Below are 12,522 nucleotides of genomic sequence, written 5' to 3'. Positions count from 1 at the left end.
CGCCTTGTTGCGGCCAGGTTCGGCATCCAGCCAATCCGTGAATCTCATGGCAGCAAGTTTAGTTTTAACTAAACCAATAGTCAAGCACAAGCTAAAACATCTTGCCAAAAATTTAGCTCCGGCTAAACTGCGCAACCATGAGCAACGACAGCACCCGCCGCGCGGAATTCACCGCCTACTTCGAAAAGCACTTCGGCACCGACCGCCAGCGCTTCATGGACCAGTTCGGCGTGAGCAAGGGCCGCATGACGCAGTACCTGGACGAGGAAGAGGCCTTTGGCGAGCGCGCCGCCCTCAACCTCGAAAAGCGCGCCAACCTGCCCCTGGGCAGCATGTTCCCCTCGCTGCTGCGCGCCGGCAGCGAGGCCGCCCGCATCCTCGCCCCCGAGGGCGTGCCCGTGGTGGGCACGGCGCAGCTGGGCGACGACGGCTACTTCTGCGAGCTGCAGTACCCCGTGGGCCACGGCGACGGCCGCATCAACTGGCCCACGCGCGACCCCAACGCGTATGCCCTGCGCTGCAAGGGCGAGAGCATGAAGCCGCGCATCCGCCACGGCGAGTTCGTCGTCATCGAGCCCAGCCATGGCTTCATGCCGGGCGACGAGGTGCTGGTGCGCGAGCGCAGCGGCAAGGTCATGGTCAAGCAGCTGGCTTATGTGCGCGATGGGATGGTGCACCTCGATTCGGTGAACGAGGCGCATCCGCGGATCAGCATTCCGGAGGATGAGGTGGAGGTGATTCAGTATGTGGCGGGGATAGCGAAGTCGGCGTTGTGGTCGAATGATTGATTGACCGCTCTCGGAGCAGTTGCTGTTTGTGGTTTGTGGTTTGGGGGTGTGGCTACCGCATGCTTTTTTCCGAGGGCGGGCGCCGGGTCTCTGCCCGGCGGGCGGAGCGTGGTAATGCTGCGGCCTGGTGGCTGTGGTTGCTTCTGTTCTTTTGCCTGGGGCGGGAGCCGGGATGTGCGCCCGGCGGCGCACCTACCTTCTTTTGCGTCGCCAAAAGAAGGTAGGCCAAGAAAAGGCGACCCCGCTGCCCGTGTCCCCCTCGCCCGGGGGCGAGGGGGCAGCCTGCGATGCTCGGGCCTGGGGTGTGCCGCAGAACTCGCTGCGTTCTTCGAACTCCGCTCAAACAGCTGCGGCAAGCCAGACAACGATGCGCGTGTCCTTCGGCACGCGCTCACCCCAGGCCCTGCGCTTCTCGGCACGGTCAGAAGGGGGTGGGAACGGGCTCCACACGGGCCATTGCTTCGCTCGGCCTGTGGTCCTTCGCTGCGCTCGGCTCGCCAGGGTGATCGCGCCCCAGCCGTCGGCAGCGCACAGCGCGAACCGACACCCGGCGCAGCTGCGAAGCAGCAGCCGTGTGGTACCCGCTCCCCACCCCTGCTGGCTGCGCCGAGAAGCGCAGGGGCTGGGGTGGGTGCGTGTGCCGAAGGACACACGCACTTCGTGGTCTAGCTCGTCGCGGATGTTTGAGCGGAGTTCGCAGAACGCAGCGAGTTCCGCGACGCCACCCCAGGCCCGAGCATCGCAGGTTGCCCCCGTTCGCCCGACAGGGCGAACGGGGGACGCAGACTGGGGGTCGCCTTTTCTTGGCCCACCTTCTTTTGGCGACGCAAAAGAAGGTGGGTGCGCTGCCGGGCGCACATCCCGGCCTCCACCCTCGGCAAAAGAACAGAAGCAACCACAGCCACCAAGCAGCAGCACCACCACAAAGCACAATACCAACAATCCAGACAGCCGCCGCAGCAAGCACGCCCACCCTTATGACCACACCAAACCCCACCCCCCTCCGCCTCACCCAGTTCTCCCACGGCGGCGGCTGCGGCTGCAAGATCGCCCCCGGCGTCCTCTCCGAAATCCTGAAAAACAGCAGCGGCACAGGCCTCGCCGCCCTGCTCCCCAAAGAACTGCTGGTAGGCATCGAAACCGCCGACGACGCCGCCGTCTACCAGCTCAACGACGAGCAGGCCCTCATCGCCACCACCGACTTCTTCATGCCCATCGTCGACGACCCGTTCGACTTCGGGCGCATCGCCGCCACCAATGCCATCAGCGATGTGTACGCCATGGGCGGGCGCCCCATCATGGCGCTGGCCATCGTGGCCATGCCGGTCAACCAGCTGCCGGTGGAGGTCATCGGCCGCGTGCTCGCGGGCGGCCAGGCCGTGTGCCGCGCGGCGGGCATACCGATTGCCGGCGGGCACACCATCGACTCGGTCGAGCCCATCTACGGCCTGGTCGTGATGGGCCTGGTGCACCCCTCGCGCGTGCGCCGCAACCGCGATGCGCGCGCTGGCGACGTGCTGGTGCTGGGCAAGCCGCTGGGCGTGGGCGTGCTCTCTGCCGCGCTGAAGAAAGGCCTGCTCGACGACGCCGGCTACGCCCGCCTGGTGGAGACCACCACGCGCCTGAACACCCCCGGCATCGCGCTGGCCGAGCTCGACGGCGTGCACGCCCTCACCGACGTCACCGGCTTCGGCATCGCCGGCCACACGCTGGAGATGGCACGCGGCGCCGGCCTGCGCGCCGTGCTCGACTGGCACCGCCTGCCGCTGCTGGGCGGCGTGGCCGACTGGGCTGCGCAGGGCATCGTCACCGGCGCATCGCGCCGCAACTGGGACGGCTATGGCGCCGAGGTCACGCTGGCCGATGGCCTGCCTGCCACGGCCCAGGCGTTGCTTACCGACCCGCAGACCAGCGGCGGCCTGCTGGTCAGCTGCGCGCCGCAGGCGGTCGATGCCGTGCTGCGCACCTTCCGCGAGCAGGGCTTTGCCGATGCCGCCGTGGTGGGGCACATGCAGCAGGGCGACGCAACCGGCGGCCCCGCCGGCCTCACGGTGGCGCCATGAAAGAGCCCACGCGCGTGCACGACCGGCACGCCTTCGACACCCTGATCGACGCGCGCAGCCCGGCCGAGTACGCCATCGACCACATCCCCGGCGCCATCAACCTGCCCGTGCTCGACAACGAAGAGCGGCGCATCGTCGGCACCCTGTACAAGCAGGTCGGCGCCTTCGAGGCGCGGCGCGTGGGCGGCGCCATGGTGGCCGCCAACCTGGCGCGCCACCTGCAAGGCCCGCTGGCCGACCGCCCCCCGGGCTGGAAGCCCCTGGTCTACTGCTGGCGCGGCGGACTGCGCAGCGGCTCCATGACCACCTGGCTGCGCATGGTGGGCTGGGACGCCCAGCAACTGGCCGGCGGCTACAAGGCCTGGCGCCGCCACGTCATCGACACCATCGAACAGCGCGCCCCCGCCCTGCCCCTGGTGGTGCTGTGCGGCGCCACCGGCACCGCCAAGACCCGGCTGCTGCACGCCCTGGCCGCCCAGGGCCAGCAGGTGCTGGACCTGGAGGCCCTGGCCCGGCACAAGGGCTCGCTGCTCGGCGCCCTGCCCGACGTGGCCCAGCCTTCGCAAACCGCCTTCGAAACCGCCATCGCCGGCGTGCTCGAACACCTGGACCCGGCCCGCCCCCTGTACATCGAAGGCGAAGGCCGCCGCATCGGCCGCCTCACCGTGCCCCTCACCCTGGTCGAGCGCATGCGCGCCAGCCCCTGCATCGAGCTGCGCGCCAGCACCGCCGCGCGCGTGGAATACCTGCTGCGCGACTACGCCTACCTGGGCGACCGCCCCCAGTGGCTGGCCGACCAGCTGGCCCCGTTGAAACCCCTGCACGGCAACGAGACCATCGCCGCCTGGCAGGCCATGGCCCTCGCGCGCCAGCTGCCCCAGCTGTTCGAGGCCCTGGCCACCCGGCACTACGACCCCTCGTACGCGCGCTCGCACCGCTCGTACTTCCATGCGTGGGAGCAGCGGCAGGTGGTGGACGCGGCGGACCTGTCACCGCCCGGTATCGAGGCGCTGGCGCGCACAGTGGTTGCGGGATGGGGGAGCAGTGCCAATGGGCAGACCACTTCGACATCTTGAGCCCCCCCTCCCCACTTGCGCTGGGGAGAGGAAACAGCCCGCATGAACAGAATATACCTTTTCAGGTATATTTACAGGCATACCAACTTCTGACAAGCCACTGGAGTGGATCGGCAGCAGCTACAAAGACCTGATGGCATTGCCTGACGACGTGCGACGGCATTTCGGATTTGCCTTGTCGCTGGCCCAGGCAGGCGACAAACATGATGCGGCCAAAGTGCTCAAGGGCTTCGGCGGAGCCGGTGTGCTCGAAGTGGTGGAAGACGATGCCGTAGGCACCTACCGTGCCGTCTACACCGTCAAATTCGCGGAGGCAGTGTTTGTCCTTCACTGCTTTCAAAAGAAGAGCAAGCGCGGCATCGCTACGCCCAAAGAGGACATGGACATCGTTCACGCCCGGCTCAAGATCGCCGAAGCGTGTGTAAAGGAGTTGCGCAAATGAAAACCAGGCTTGTGGATGGCGTCGAAGTACACCAAGGTTCCGGCAACGTATTTGCCTACCTTGGCTTGGCAGACGCCGAAAAGCTCAGAATCAAAACCGGTCTGGTCATCGAAATCAGAAAGGCCATGCGCAGCCAGGGCCTGACTCAGCAAGAAGCGGCAAAGCGGATGGGCATCACGCAGCCCAAGGTCTCCGACATGGTGCGCGGTGAGTTCTCCAATCTGTCGGAGCGCAAGCTGATGGACTGCCTCACCCGCCTGGGCTACGACATTGAAATCAAGGTGCGGCCGGCCAAGGCGGGGATCGGGCACCTGGTGCTCGCTCCGGCTTGATTTCACCTTTCGATTCGGGGCCCGGGCTGCAGCCTATGCCCCTGCGAAGCCCACTGCATTGACACAGGCGTCGCAGTTCGTCGCCTGATCGCATGCGGCACTACTGGCACTCGCGGCAGCGCCGTTGAACCGGCCGATCACGCAGGCGCTGGTAGTGCGGTAACAGCCGGCTGCGGCGTGAGCGAAAGGAGCACAGATGGGCGCCCAGCTTCTCGCGGTGTGCCTTGGTTGCGGGCGGAGGCCGGGATGTGCGCCCGGCGGCGCACCTACCTTCTTTTGCGTCGCCAAAAGAAGGTAGGCCAAGAAAAGGCGACCCCGCTGCCCGTGTCCCCACTCGCCTGGCGGCGAGTGGGGCAGCCTGCGATGCTCGGTCCTGGGGTGACGCCGAAGAACTCCCTGCGCTGCCTCTGCGAGGCAGCTCCGGTCAAACAGCTTCGGCGAGCCAGACAACGATGCGCGTGTCCTTCGGCACGCGCTCACCCCAGGCCCTGCGCTTCTCGGCACGGTCAGAAGGGGGTGGGAACGGGCTCCACGCGGGCCATTGCTTCGCTCGGCATGAGCAGAGCGGTTGCGCTCAACCCGTCGGCAGCGCGCCGCGCGAACCGACCCCAGGCGCAGCTGCGCAGCAGCAGCCGTGTTTGTCCCCGCTCCCCACCCCTGCTGGCTGCGCCGAGAAGCGCAGGGTCTGGGGTGGGTGCGTGTGCCGAAGGACACACGCACTTCGTGGTCTAGCTCGTCGCGGATGTTTGAGCGGAGTTCGAAGAACGCAGCGAGTTCCGCGACGCCACCCCAGGCCCGAGCATCGCAGGTTGCCCCCGTTCGCCCGACAGGGCGAACGGGGGACGCAGACTGGGGGCCGCCTTCTCTTTGGTGACTTTCTCTTGGCGGCCAAGAGAAAGTTACTGCGCCGCCGGGCGCACATCCCGGCCTCCGCCCTCAAACACAGGCACGCAGCAACCACGGGAGCCAATCTCAACAACCAGGTCGCCGCCGCTTTGCAGCAGTCTTGGACTTTTATATACCGAAGAAGGTCGTGCAAGCAAAAGAACGTTGGCATATCTCACCGCACGCCACACCGCCCTCAACCCCGCCGACCACGCCCGCTCCGCCTTCGCCGTACACGCCAACCACTACTTCAACGCCCCCGCCGCTGGCCGACACGTGGATGTGGTGGGCCGATGCGGCGCTGGCCCTGGCGGCAGCGCTGGTGAACCTGCCAATCATGGAGGCGCGGGTGGTGCGGCAGGGGGCGATGGTCTGGTAGGTTCCGATTGCCGCGTACTGCACCCTTCTACCGCCTGCGCAGCGGCACAAACCCCACCTGCAGGCTGAACACCTCAGCCACCTTGTTCAGGGTCTCCACCGTCGGGTTGCCCTGGTCCCGTTCGATCTGGCGCAGTGCCTGCACGCTGATGCCGCGATGGGCGGCAAACTCCTCCTGCGTGAGCCGGCTGATCTTGCGCATCCGGGCGACGGCATCGCCCAGGCTGATCTCGCCGCTGGCCACCGTGCGGTACAGCTCCTCGCGCCGCGCCGCAGCCGTCTCGGGGTCGACAGGTCGTTTCAGGCGCGCATCAGCCATGGCGGTGTGCCTCTCCCCGGCGCGCCAGTGCCCACAGCTGCTGCGCCTGCCGGTCGATGCTCTTGCGGCACTGCTCGATCACCTCGCCATCCACCCCTGCATCCATCGCCAATTGCGGCAGCCGCTCCACCACCGGCGCAAACGCCACCAACGCTGCGGCAATGCGCTCTCGCTCCGCATCGTCCACGGGCAAATCGTCGACCACCGCCTGCCAATCGGGCAGGCGCTGGCCGGCAGCAGATTGCCAGTGGCAGCTTCGCGCCACCAGCTCCGGGTCCATGAACATGGGCGAAAAATCGAACACCGGTGTCAACTGCACCCGCCCATCGGCCGTGCGCTGCACCGCCGTGTTGCGCGCGTGGTTGTCGGTATTGCGCATGGCCAGGTTGAGCACGTCACGGCGCAAAAACTCCAGCGTTTCGCGCTCCGGGTCGTGCACCACGCTGCGGATGGCCACCACAAGATCCTGCTGGCGCACCGGCAGCCCAAAACCGCGCAGGCCGCACAGGCTGGCCGCGCTCTCCTGGTGCAGGCGGTGCAGCAGCCCTTGCCGCACCACGCGGTCGAAGCGGCGCACCAGCAGCATGTGGCCGACCATCTGTGGCGGCTCGTTCGTGCGTATCCCGCAGGCATGCGCCAGGCGCAGGTACGCCGCCTCGTTGCGATGCACCACCAGGTCATCCGGCGTGCGCCCGCGCGGCAGCTTGGCAAGCCAATGCTCGCGGGCCTGCGAATCGGGCAAGGCCATGTCCGCAAACCAACGCCCATGCGCATCCGTGGCCAGCAAAAACTTGGGCGCCACACCCTGCACGCCCGTGGTGCCTGATGCCAGCATGGAGTGCAGTGCCAGATGCTCCACAAACGCCTCGCTTCGGGCGGACATGTCGGCCAGCTCGAAGCCCTGGGCCATGGACGCCTGCGCCGGGCCGGCCTTGCGGGCCTCTTCCTCGTAAAACGTGACCGCCGAGGCAATGCGCAATGCACCGATGGGGCTGAACGCGCCCCGCAGCAGCAGCGCTGCCTCCAGCCCATCCGCATCGACCAGGCCGAGCGTGTCCAGCAAAAATCGCCGGCCCCGGCCCTGGGGCACCATGTCGCAGAGGAACGCAGGCAGCCTCAGGTCACGCCGCGGCCCCAGCGGTCCCTCCACCAGCGGCGCAGGCGCTATGCCGACCGGCAACTTCAGCGACACCGGCAGTTGCAGCGGGCCGAACACATAGTCATCACGGTAGGTGAAGTCACCATGCCCATGGTCCACCACCCGCAGATCGCCAGCGGCATGCCATTGGCCGGCATGGTGGATTTCGACGGTGGTGAATTGGGGGTAGGCTTGGGGATAGGCCATATGACCTATCATGATAGACAAATTGCTCGGCCAATGGCTGGATTATGGCTATTGGAATAGCCATAAATTGAAATTTTTTGGCACCGGACTCTGAACAGCCCTACACCCCCAACTTCTGGAGCAACCCCACCGCCCGGTACGGCACCTCCTTCACCCCCTCCAGCAAGAACACCGTGGACCGGGAGTGCTGCGTGCGCAGCGGGATCAGCGGCGCGTAGGCATCCGAGCCATACCAGGCGCGCGCCTGCTCCATCGAGGGGAAGCGGATCACCACGCAATCCCCGCCGAACGCCCCCTCGCGCAGCTCCGGGCGCGTGCCATGCACCAGGAACTCGCCGCCATAGGGCTCCAGCGTGGCATCGATGCGCTGCAGGTAGGTAACGATGTCGGGGCCGAACTGCAGGTCTTCGAGCAGGCCGATGGCGTAGGCGGACATGGTGGATCTCCTTCAAGGGGTGGTGGTTGGTTGAACCGTGCGCCGCGGGCACCATGCCCGGGCAGTCAGGTGCCACTGTAGAAAAGGCCGTGTTGCGCGTCGATTACGTCCGAGGTCATGTTTTGCACGACAGGGCATCTGCGCCGCCGGCTTTCGCGCCATCCCGCGTTACAGTCAAGTGGTAGAGGGGACACCCTGCCCCACCGCCCCACAAGACCATCCAGGAGCCATCACGATGACTGCCGCCCCGCCAGAGCCAACAGCACAGACCACCCCCACCACCCACCACCAGGCCGCCAGCGCCTGCCTGGAAGCCTGGCTTGCAGCCCTGGCGGCGGACATCCAGCACGAGAGCAACCGCCCCAACCCCGACACCGCCAAGATGGAGCGCCTGGTTGCCGACCGCAGCAAGCTGTTCCAGGAGCGCACTGCGCTGGAGGCCAACGACAAGGGCGCCATTGCCCGCATCGTCGCCGACTACGCCGCCGCGCTGCAGTCCCGCAAGCTCAAGGTCTGACCGCCAGCCCCTTGCCACGGAACTGAACGGGGCGGATGCACCCACCCAGGGCCGCCCCGATGCTCGCCCGCCCTCCCCGGGCGCGAGCATGTGCTGCCCACCGGCCACATGCACCTGCTGGGCGGTGCGCCGCACAGCGATGTCGAATCCCCCAGCCCTGCCGTCGTGGGCGGGGCCCGGGCCGGCTACTGCGCCAAGCAGGCCGGCACCCACGGCTGGTCGGTGGGGGCCCAGCCCGAACCCGGCGCGGCCGGCGCCCAGGTGCGCGGCAGCTCGCCGGCATCGCGGCCGACGCGGGCTTTGCCGACCAGGCGCATTTCACGCGCGAGTTCCGCGGCCTCACCGGCGTGACGCCCGCAGACTGGCTGCGCGCCGCACCGATACAGCGCAACCATGTGCGCGTGGGCTGGTGCGCATTTCGGTCGCTGCTGCACAGTGGGGGCGAGTTGACTTGGACAGCGGGACGGCGGGAACGGCGGGAATGGGACACAGAGATCGGCGCTCGTGAGCATTTCCAGGTCGCTGACGATGAGCATCTGTTCGGCTCGTTTATCGGCGTTTTCACACAGCCTGGGCCTGTCCAGGCCTGGCTGGCCGAACGCGTCAGCCAGATCGAGGTGTTCCACCTGCCCAGCTGCGGTGGTCCCAAGCTGAAGTGCGCGGCAGGTTGAGACTTCTTGAGGCCGGATCAATCGTACAGCCGGCACAGCGCAGTGATGTTGTGGCCTCCGAGCCCTGCCGCCAAGGCGTTCGCTACCACACGCTGGACAGCGTAGCCGACAGGATGGGTTGCGTTGTCCCCGGATGAGGCTGCATAGCTGAGATCCTTGGCCACGAGTTCCAGCGGAAACTGAGGAGCGTGGTTGCCACCGAGCATTGCCAATGAGGCCGTCTTCAATGCCAGGCTGCACACGGGTGTGGCAGCCATCACCTCGACCAGACGGGACACGTCGACATCCGCGTCACGCGCCAGAGCGATGATTTCCGCCATCGCCGCGATTTGTACAGCAAAGAGTTGATTCACCATGAGCTTGGCGAGCACCCCACTACCGTTGGGCCCGAGATGATGAACCGAAGCGCTCCAGGCCTTGAGGAATGGCTCAACCCGCTGCAATACCAGTGAGTCCCCGCCCACCAAGTGGACGAGCTGCGCTGCTTCAGCCTGCGGCCGGGACCCAACGACGGGGGCATCGAGAAAGTGCACACGGCGCTTGGCCGCCGCATCGGCGAGTTCTCGCACCCAGGCGGTGCTCAGGGTAGAGCACTCAACGGCTACCGCCCCCTCATCCATATTGGCCAAAGCGCCATCGCAAGATGCGCACCATACGCTGCGCGAAGCATCGTCGTCACGCACCATGGCCAGCACCACAGTTGCGGACTTGGCCGCCTCCCCAGGCGTCCTGGCCACACGCGCGCCCGCAGCCTGCAATGCAGTGATCTTTGCTGGGTCGCGGTTCCAGACCACCACCGAATGCCCGGCTTCCAATAGGCGCAGCGCCATGCGCTGCCCCATGGCGCCAAGCCCCAAGAACGCGACATGGTCGGTCATGCTGCCACCTCTTTGAACAAGCCCGGAATGGATGACTGAGCGGTTTCCATGGCCGCCGACACTGTTTGAGCGTCGGCCGTAGTGGCCTCTACCGCCACAACGTCTATCCGAGACAGGCCCAGGAAGCCTAAAAGCTGGGTCAGGTACGGACGCAGGTGGTCCATGTCCTTCATCGGCCCCATGTACCCCGCCGCACCGTACGCCAATGCGAGCACCGCGCGTGGCTGCGTGACCAGGCCGGTAAAGCTTTGGCCATCGTAGGCAAAGGAGTGGCCGATGCGAACAACCTGATCAACCCAGGCCTTGAGGGAGGAAGGCAATGAAAAGTTGTAGATCGGCGCCGAGATAAGCACTGTGTGGGCCGACTTCAGCTCGGCGATCAGGGCATCGGAGAGCTCGGTAGCCTCCCGCAGACCGGGCGTCATCTGATCCACAGTGGTGTAGTAGCCCTCAATGGTGATTTCGCTGATGTGCGGCAGTGGTGCCTGGGCCAGATCCCGCCTATGCACCTGCCCCTTTGGATGGGCGGTGAGCCAGGCCTGTTCCACAGCGTCAGCGATTTGACGACTCAAGGAACCGTTTCTCCGGGCGCTGGAATCGATGCGCAGCAGGGTAGAGACAGTGGTGTTTTCCATGCAGATCCTTTGAAGAAGTGAGAGAGAGCAACGGCGAGCACTGAGCACACGCGTGGCAAAGCGCTCGCGAGCGCCAGTCGGGACCATTCCGGCTCTTGCTCCTGCAGCAGAGCTTTCGAATCTGGTCGCAGGCCGTAGAATATTCATGCTATAAATGATTTGAAACATTCGTTCTGCACATGATTTATGCGTAATTCACACGAATCAAGATGAACCTGTACGAGCTCGAATGGCTAACACGCGTGGTGCGCACCGGCAGCTTTTCAGCGGCGGCACGCGAACTGAACGTAGACCCTTCATCCATCTCCAGAGCTGTGGCTGGCCTGGAGGCCGAGTTGGGAGTTCGACTGTTCCAGCGCAGCACCCGCAGGCTGGGTCTGACCGAGGCCGGTGCAGCCTTTGTGGACCGGCTGTACCCGTTGCTGGACGAGTTTCAAGCTGCGCGGCTGGCGGCAGTGGACGCCGCCGGTGAAGCACGAGGCGTACTGCGGTTGAGCGTCTCCAACACATTTGGCTTGCGCCGCATCGTTCCCTTGCTACCCGACTTCAGCCGGGCCTATCCCCTGCTGAAGCTGGATCTGGTTTTCTCGGACGCAGTGCTGGACCTGTTGGCCGAGCGAATCGACGTCGCCGTGAGGCTCGGAACGCTCAGCGACTCGTCCATGGTGGCCTTGCCGCTGCTTCGCATCCGATATCGGGTAGTGGCCAGTCCTGGCTGGCTGAAGACACAAGCCAAGCCGCCTGTGGTGCCCGAGGACATGGGTGAGTCCCCCTGCCTGAGTTTTGCCCTGCCGGGATTCCGAGACCGCTGGCGGTTCACCGAGTTGCGTGAGCGCGCGGGCACCTTGGCAGTGGCCGTCACCGTGAGGCCCAAGGCATTGATGACCAGCGGCATCGCCTTGCGCGAGTGCGTTTTGGGCAGCATGGGGCCGTCATTGTTGCCTGACTGGTTGATTGACGAAGACATCGCGGCCGGGCGTCTGGTGGACCTCTTTCCCAACCACGCAGTGGCTGCCAATGAAGCGCCTTCCAATGCTTGGCTGGTGTATCCCAGCCGGTCCTACGTTCCGGCGAAAGTACGCGCGTTCACAGACTTCATGCAGCGTTCACTGCGCTGAGGCGGAGCATCATCAACACCATCACCTGGGCGAGCCGATTGAGGGCAGCAAGCCTACCGCACCGGTTGTTTTCGACCTCAGAAAGAAACGCCCTGGGTTGTTGCGCGCAGAGCAGGGGTCGCCATCAAGCGCCACCGAAAGTTCTTCGGGCATTGCGGCCATGAGCGGGTTGGCAGCGTTCTCAAACTCGATCGCCACGATGGCGCGCAGATCGGCATTGGATTGAGCCAGGGACGCCCTTGCTGGGCCATGCGGAACTGGACTTCGGTGGCACCACGCTGATGCTGAGCGACGAAGACCCCGAGATGGACATCCTCGATCCCAGGCCGGGCGCCTCCACCTGCGTGTCGCTGCACCTGCACGTGGACGCTGCGGACGCGGTGATCGCCCGGGCCGTGGCCCTGGGCGCCACCTTGGAGCGTCCCGCGCAGGACGCCTTCTACGGCGAGCGCTCGGGCGTGGTGCGCGACCCCTTCGGTCACCGCCAGGGCGTGCCATCATTCATTTCACCCCCGCGAAAGCCTGCAGCGCGGTGCAGTGCAAGGCGCCCTGAGTGCCGCGTAGCACGGCTACGCAAGCGAAGGGCAACGCCGCAATGCGCTGCGCTGCAGGCTTTCCCTTCGGGCTGGCCCCGGCATG

General features: G+C 66.0%; 13 protein-coding genes and 1 pseudogene. 8 read left to right on the top strand and 6 right to left on the bottom strand.

Annotated features, from left to right (window positions below):
• Positions 1 to 137 precede the first annotated feature (137 nt).
• From U5N23_RS09465 to U5N23_RS09445, 5 genes are all read left to right on the top strand, one after another.
• Positions 138 to 788, top strand: a complete 651-nt coding sequence (locus tag U5N23_RS09465; protein WP_007862258.1) for a S24 family peptidase — start codon at positions 138 to 140, stop codon at positions 786 to 788.
• 977 nt (positions 789 to 1,765) lie between these two features.
• Positions 1,766 to 2,851, top strand: coding sequence for a selenide, water dikinase SelD (selD, locus tag U5N23_RS09460; RefSeq protein ID WP_322592557.1), 1,086 nt, complete (start codon positions 1,766 to 1,768; stop codon positions 2,849 to 2,851).
• Positions 2,848 to 3,927, top strand: coding sequence for a tRNA 2-selenouridine(34) synthase MnmH (mnmH, locus tag U5N23_RS09455; RefSeq protein ID WP_322592556.1), 1,080 nt, complete (start codon positions 2,848 to 2,850; stop codon positions 3,925 to 3,927). The genes selD and mnmH overlap by 4 nt, the downstream gene beginning before the upstream one ends.
• A 79-nt stretch (positions 3,928 to 4,006) precedes the next feature.
• Positions 4,007 to 4,369 carry a type II toxin-antitoxin system RelE/ParE family toxin gene (locus U5N23_RS09450; protein ID WP_322592757.1) on the top strand — a complete coding sequence of 121 codons (363 nt, stop codon included), beginning with the start codon at positions 4,007 to 4,009 and terminating at the stop codon, positions 4,367 to 4,369.
• Positions 4,366 to 4,701 (top strand): helix-turn-helix transcriptional regulator, encoded by a 336-nt coding sequence (locus tag U5N23_RS09445; protein WP_322592555.1) that lies wholly within the window; start codon positions 4,366 to 4,368, stop codon positions 4,699 to 4,701. The genes U5N23_RS09450 and U5N23_RS09445 overlap by 4 nt, the downstream gene beginning before the upstream one ends.
• Positions 4,702 to 5,992: 1,291 nt before the next feature.
• On the opposite strand, the gene U5N23_RS09440 is transcribed toward U5N23_RS09445, so the two are convergent.
• The 3 genes from U5N23_RS09440 to U5N23_RS09430 form a co-directional block, all read right to left on the bottom strand.
• The gene (locus tag U5N23_RS09440; protein WP_322592554.1) at positions 5,993 to 6,283 is read right to left on the bottom strand and encodes a helix-turn-helix transcriptional regulator; all 291 of its coding nucleotides are present in this window, start codon (positions 6,281 to 6,283) and stop codon (positions 5,993 to 5,995) included.
• Positions 6,276 to 7,628 (bottom strand): type II toxin-antitoxin system HipA family toxin, encoded by a 1,353-nt coding sequence (locus U5N23_RS09435; RefSeq protein ID WP_322592553.1) that lies wholly within the window; start codon positions 7,626 to 7,628, stop codon positions 6,276 to 6,278. Before U5N23_RS09435 ends, U5N23_RS09440 begins: the two co-directional genes overlap by 8 nt.
• A gap of 100 nt (positions 7,629 to 7,728) precedes the next feature.
• The gene (locus tag U5N23_RS09430; protein ID WP_322592552.1) at positions 7,729 to 8,064 is read right to left on the bottom strand and encodes a DUF1330 domain-containing protein; all 336 of its coding nucleotides are present in this window, start codon (positions 8,062 to 8,064) and stop codon (positions 7,729 to 7,731) included.
• Positions 8,065 to 8,299: 235 nt separating this feature from the next.
• Here U5N23_RS09430 and U5N23_RS09425 point away from each other — a divergent pair, with 235 nt between their 5' ends.
• Positions 8,300 to 8,581 carry a hypothetical protein gene (locus tag U5N23_RS09425; protein WP_322592551.1) on the top strand — a complete coding sequence of 94 codons (282 nt, stop codon included), beginning with the start codon at positions 8,300 to 8,302 and terminating at the stop codon, positions 8,579 to 8,581.
• 185 nt (positions 8,582 to 8,766) lie between these two features.
• On the opposite strand, the gene U5N23_RS09420 is transcribed toward U5N23_RS09425, so the two are convergent.
• The 3 genes from U5N23_RS09420 to U5N23_RS09410 form a co-directional block, all read right to left on the bottom strand.
• A complete protein-coding gene (locus U5N23_RS09420) occupies positions 8,767 to 9,207 on the bottom strand; it encodes a hypothetical protein (RefSeq protein ID WP_322592550.1) in 441 nt (146 codons plus the stop codon).
• A 62-nt stretch (positions 9,208 to 9,269) separates the two neighbouring features.
• The gene (locus U5N23_RS09415; RefSeq protein ID WP_322592549.1) at positions 9,270 to 10,130 is read right to left on the bottom strand and encodes an NAD(P)-dependent oxidoreductase; all 861 of its coding nucleotides are present in this window, start codon (positions 10,128 to 10,130) and stop codon (positions 9,270 to 9,272) included.
• On the bottom strand, positions 10,127 to 10,765 hold the full coding sequence (locus tag U5N23_RS09410; RefSeq protein ID WP_322592548.1) for an FMN-dependent NADH-azoreductase: 639 nt from the start codon (positions 10,763 to 10,765) through the stop codon (positions 10,127 to 10,129). Before U5N23_RS09410 ends, U5N23_RS09415 begins: the two co-directional genes overlap by 4 nt.
• A 209-nt stretch (positions 10,766 to 10,974) precedes the next feature.
• Here U5N23_RS09410 and U5N23_RS09405 point away from each other — a divergent pair, with 209 nt between their 5' ends.
• Both U5N23_RS09405 and U5N23_RS09400 read left to right on the top strand, forming a co-directional pair.
• The gene (locus tag U5N23_RS09405) at positions 10,975 to 11,883 is read left to right on the top strand and encodes a LysR family transcriptional regulator (protein WP_322592547.1); all 909 of its coding nucleotides are present in this window, start codon (positions 10,975 to 10,977) and stop codon (positions 11,881 to 11,883) included.
• A 221-nt stretch (positions 11,884 to 12,104) separates the two neighbouring features.
• Positions 12,105 to 12,377: pseudogene (locus U5N23_RS09400) on the top strand (VOC family protein); the annotation flags it as partial.
• Positions 12,378 to 12,522: the final 145 nt, after the last annotated feature.

The organism is Acidovorax sp. (assembly GCF_034519795.1).
GTDB lineage: Bacteria > Pseudomonadota > Gammaproteobacteria > Burkholderiales > Burkholderiaceae_C > Acidovorax.
This window is presented reverse-complemented; position numbering and strand designations above follow the sequence as displayed.

Excerpts from the sequence above, each read along its gene's own strand:
- U5N23_RS09415 (WP_322592549.1), bottom strand. The coding sequence starts at position 10,130 with ATGACCGACCATGTCGCGTTCTTGGGGCTTGGCGCCATGGGGCAGCGC.
- U5N23_RS09445 (WP_322592555.1), top strand. The coding sequence starts at position 4,366 with ATGAAAACCAGGCTTGTGGATGGCGTCGAAGTACACCAAGGTTCCGGC.
- U5N23_RS09410 (WP_322592548.1), bottom strand. The coding sequence starts at position 10,765 with ATGGAAAACACCACTGTCTCTACCCTGCTGCGCATCGATTCCAGCGCC.
- U5N23_RS09430 (WP_322592552.1), bottom strand. The coding sequence starts at position 8,064 with ATGTCCGCCTACGCCATCGGCCTGCTCGAAGACCTGCAGTTCGGCCCC.
- U5N23_RS09435 (WP_322592553.1), bottom strand. The coding sequence starts at position 7,628 with ATGGCCTATCCCCAAGCCTACCCCCAATTCACCACCGTCGAAATCCAC.
- U5N23_RS09425 (WP_322592551.1), top strand. The coding sequence starts at position 8,300 with ATGACTGCCGCCCCGCCAGAGCCAACAGCACAGACCACCCCCACCACC.
- selD (WP_322592557.1), top strand. The coding sequence starts at position 1,766 with ATGACCACACCAAACCCCACCCCCCTCCGCCTCACCCAGTTCTCCCAC.
- U5N23_RS09465 (WP_007862258.1), top strand. The coding sequence starts at position 138 with ATGAGCAACGACAGCACCCGCCGCGCGGAATTCACCGCCTACTTCGAA.
- U5N23_RS09405 (WP_322592547.1), top strand. The coding sequence starts at position 10,975 with ATGAACCTGTACGAGCTCGAATGGCTAACACGCGTGGTGCGCACCGGC.
- U5N23_RS09440 (WP_322592554.1), bottom strand. The coding sequence starts at position 6,283 with ATGGCTGATGCGCGCCTGAAACGACCTGTCGACCCCGAGACGGCTGCG.
- mnmH (WP_322592556.1), top strand. The coding sequence starts at position 2,848 with ATGAAAGAGCCCACGCGCGTGCACGACCGGCACGCCTTCGACACCCTG.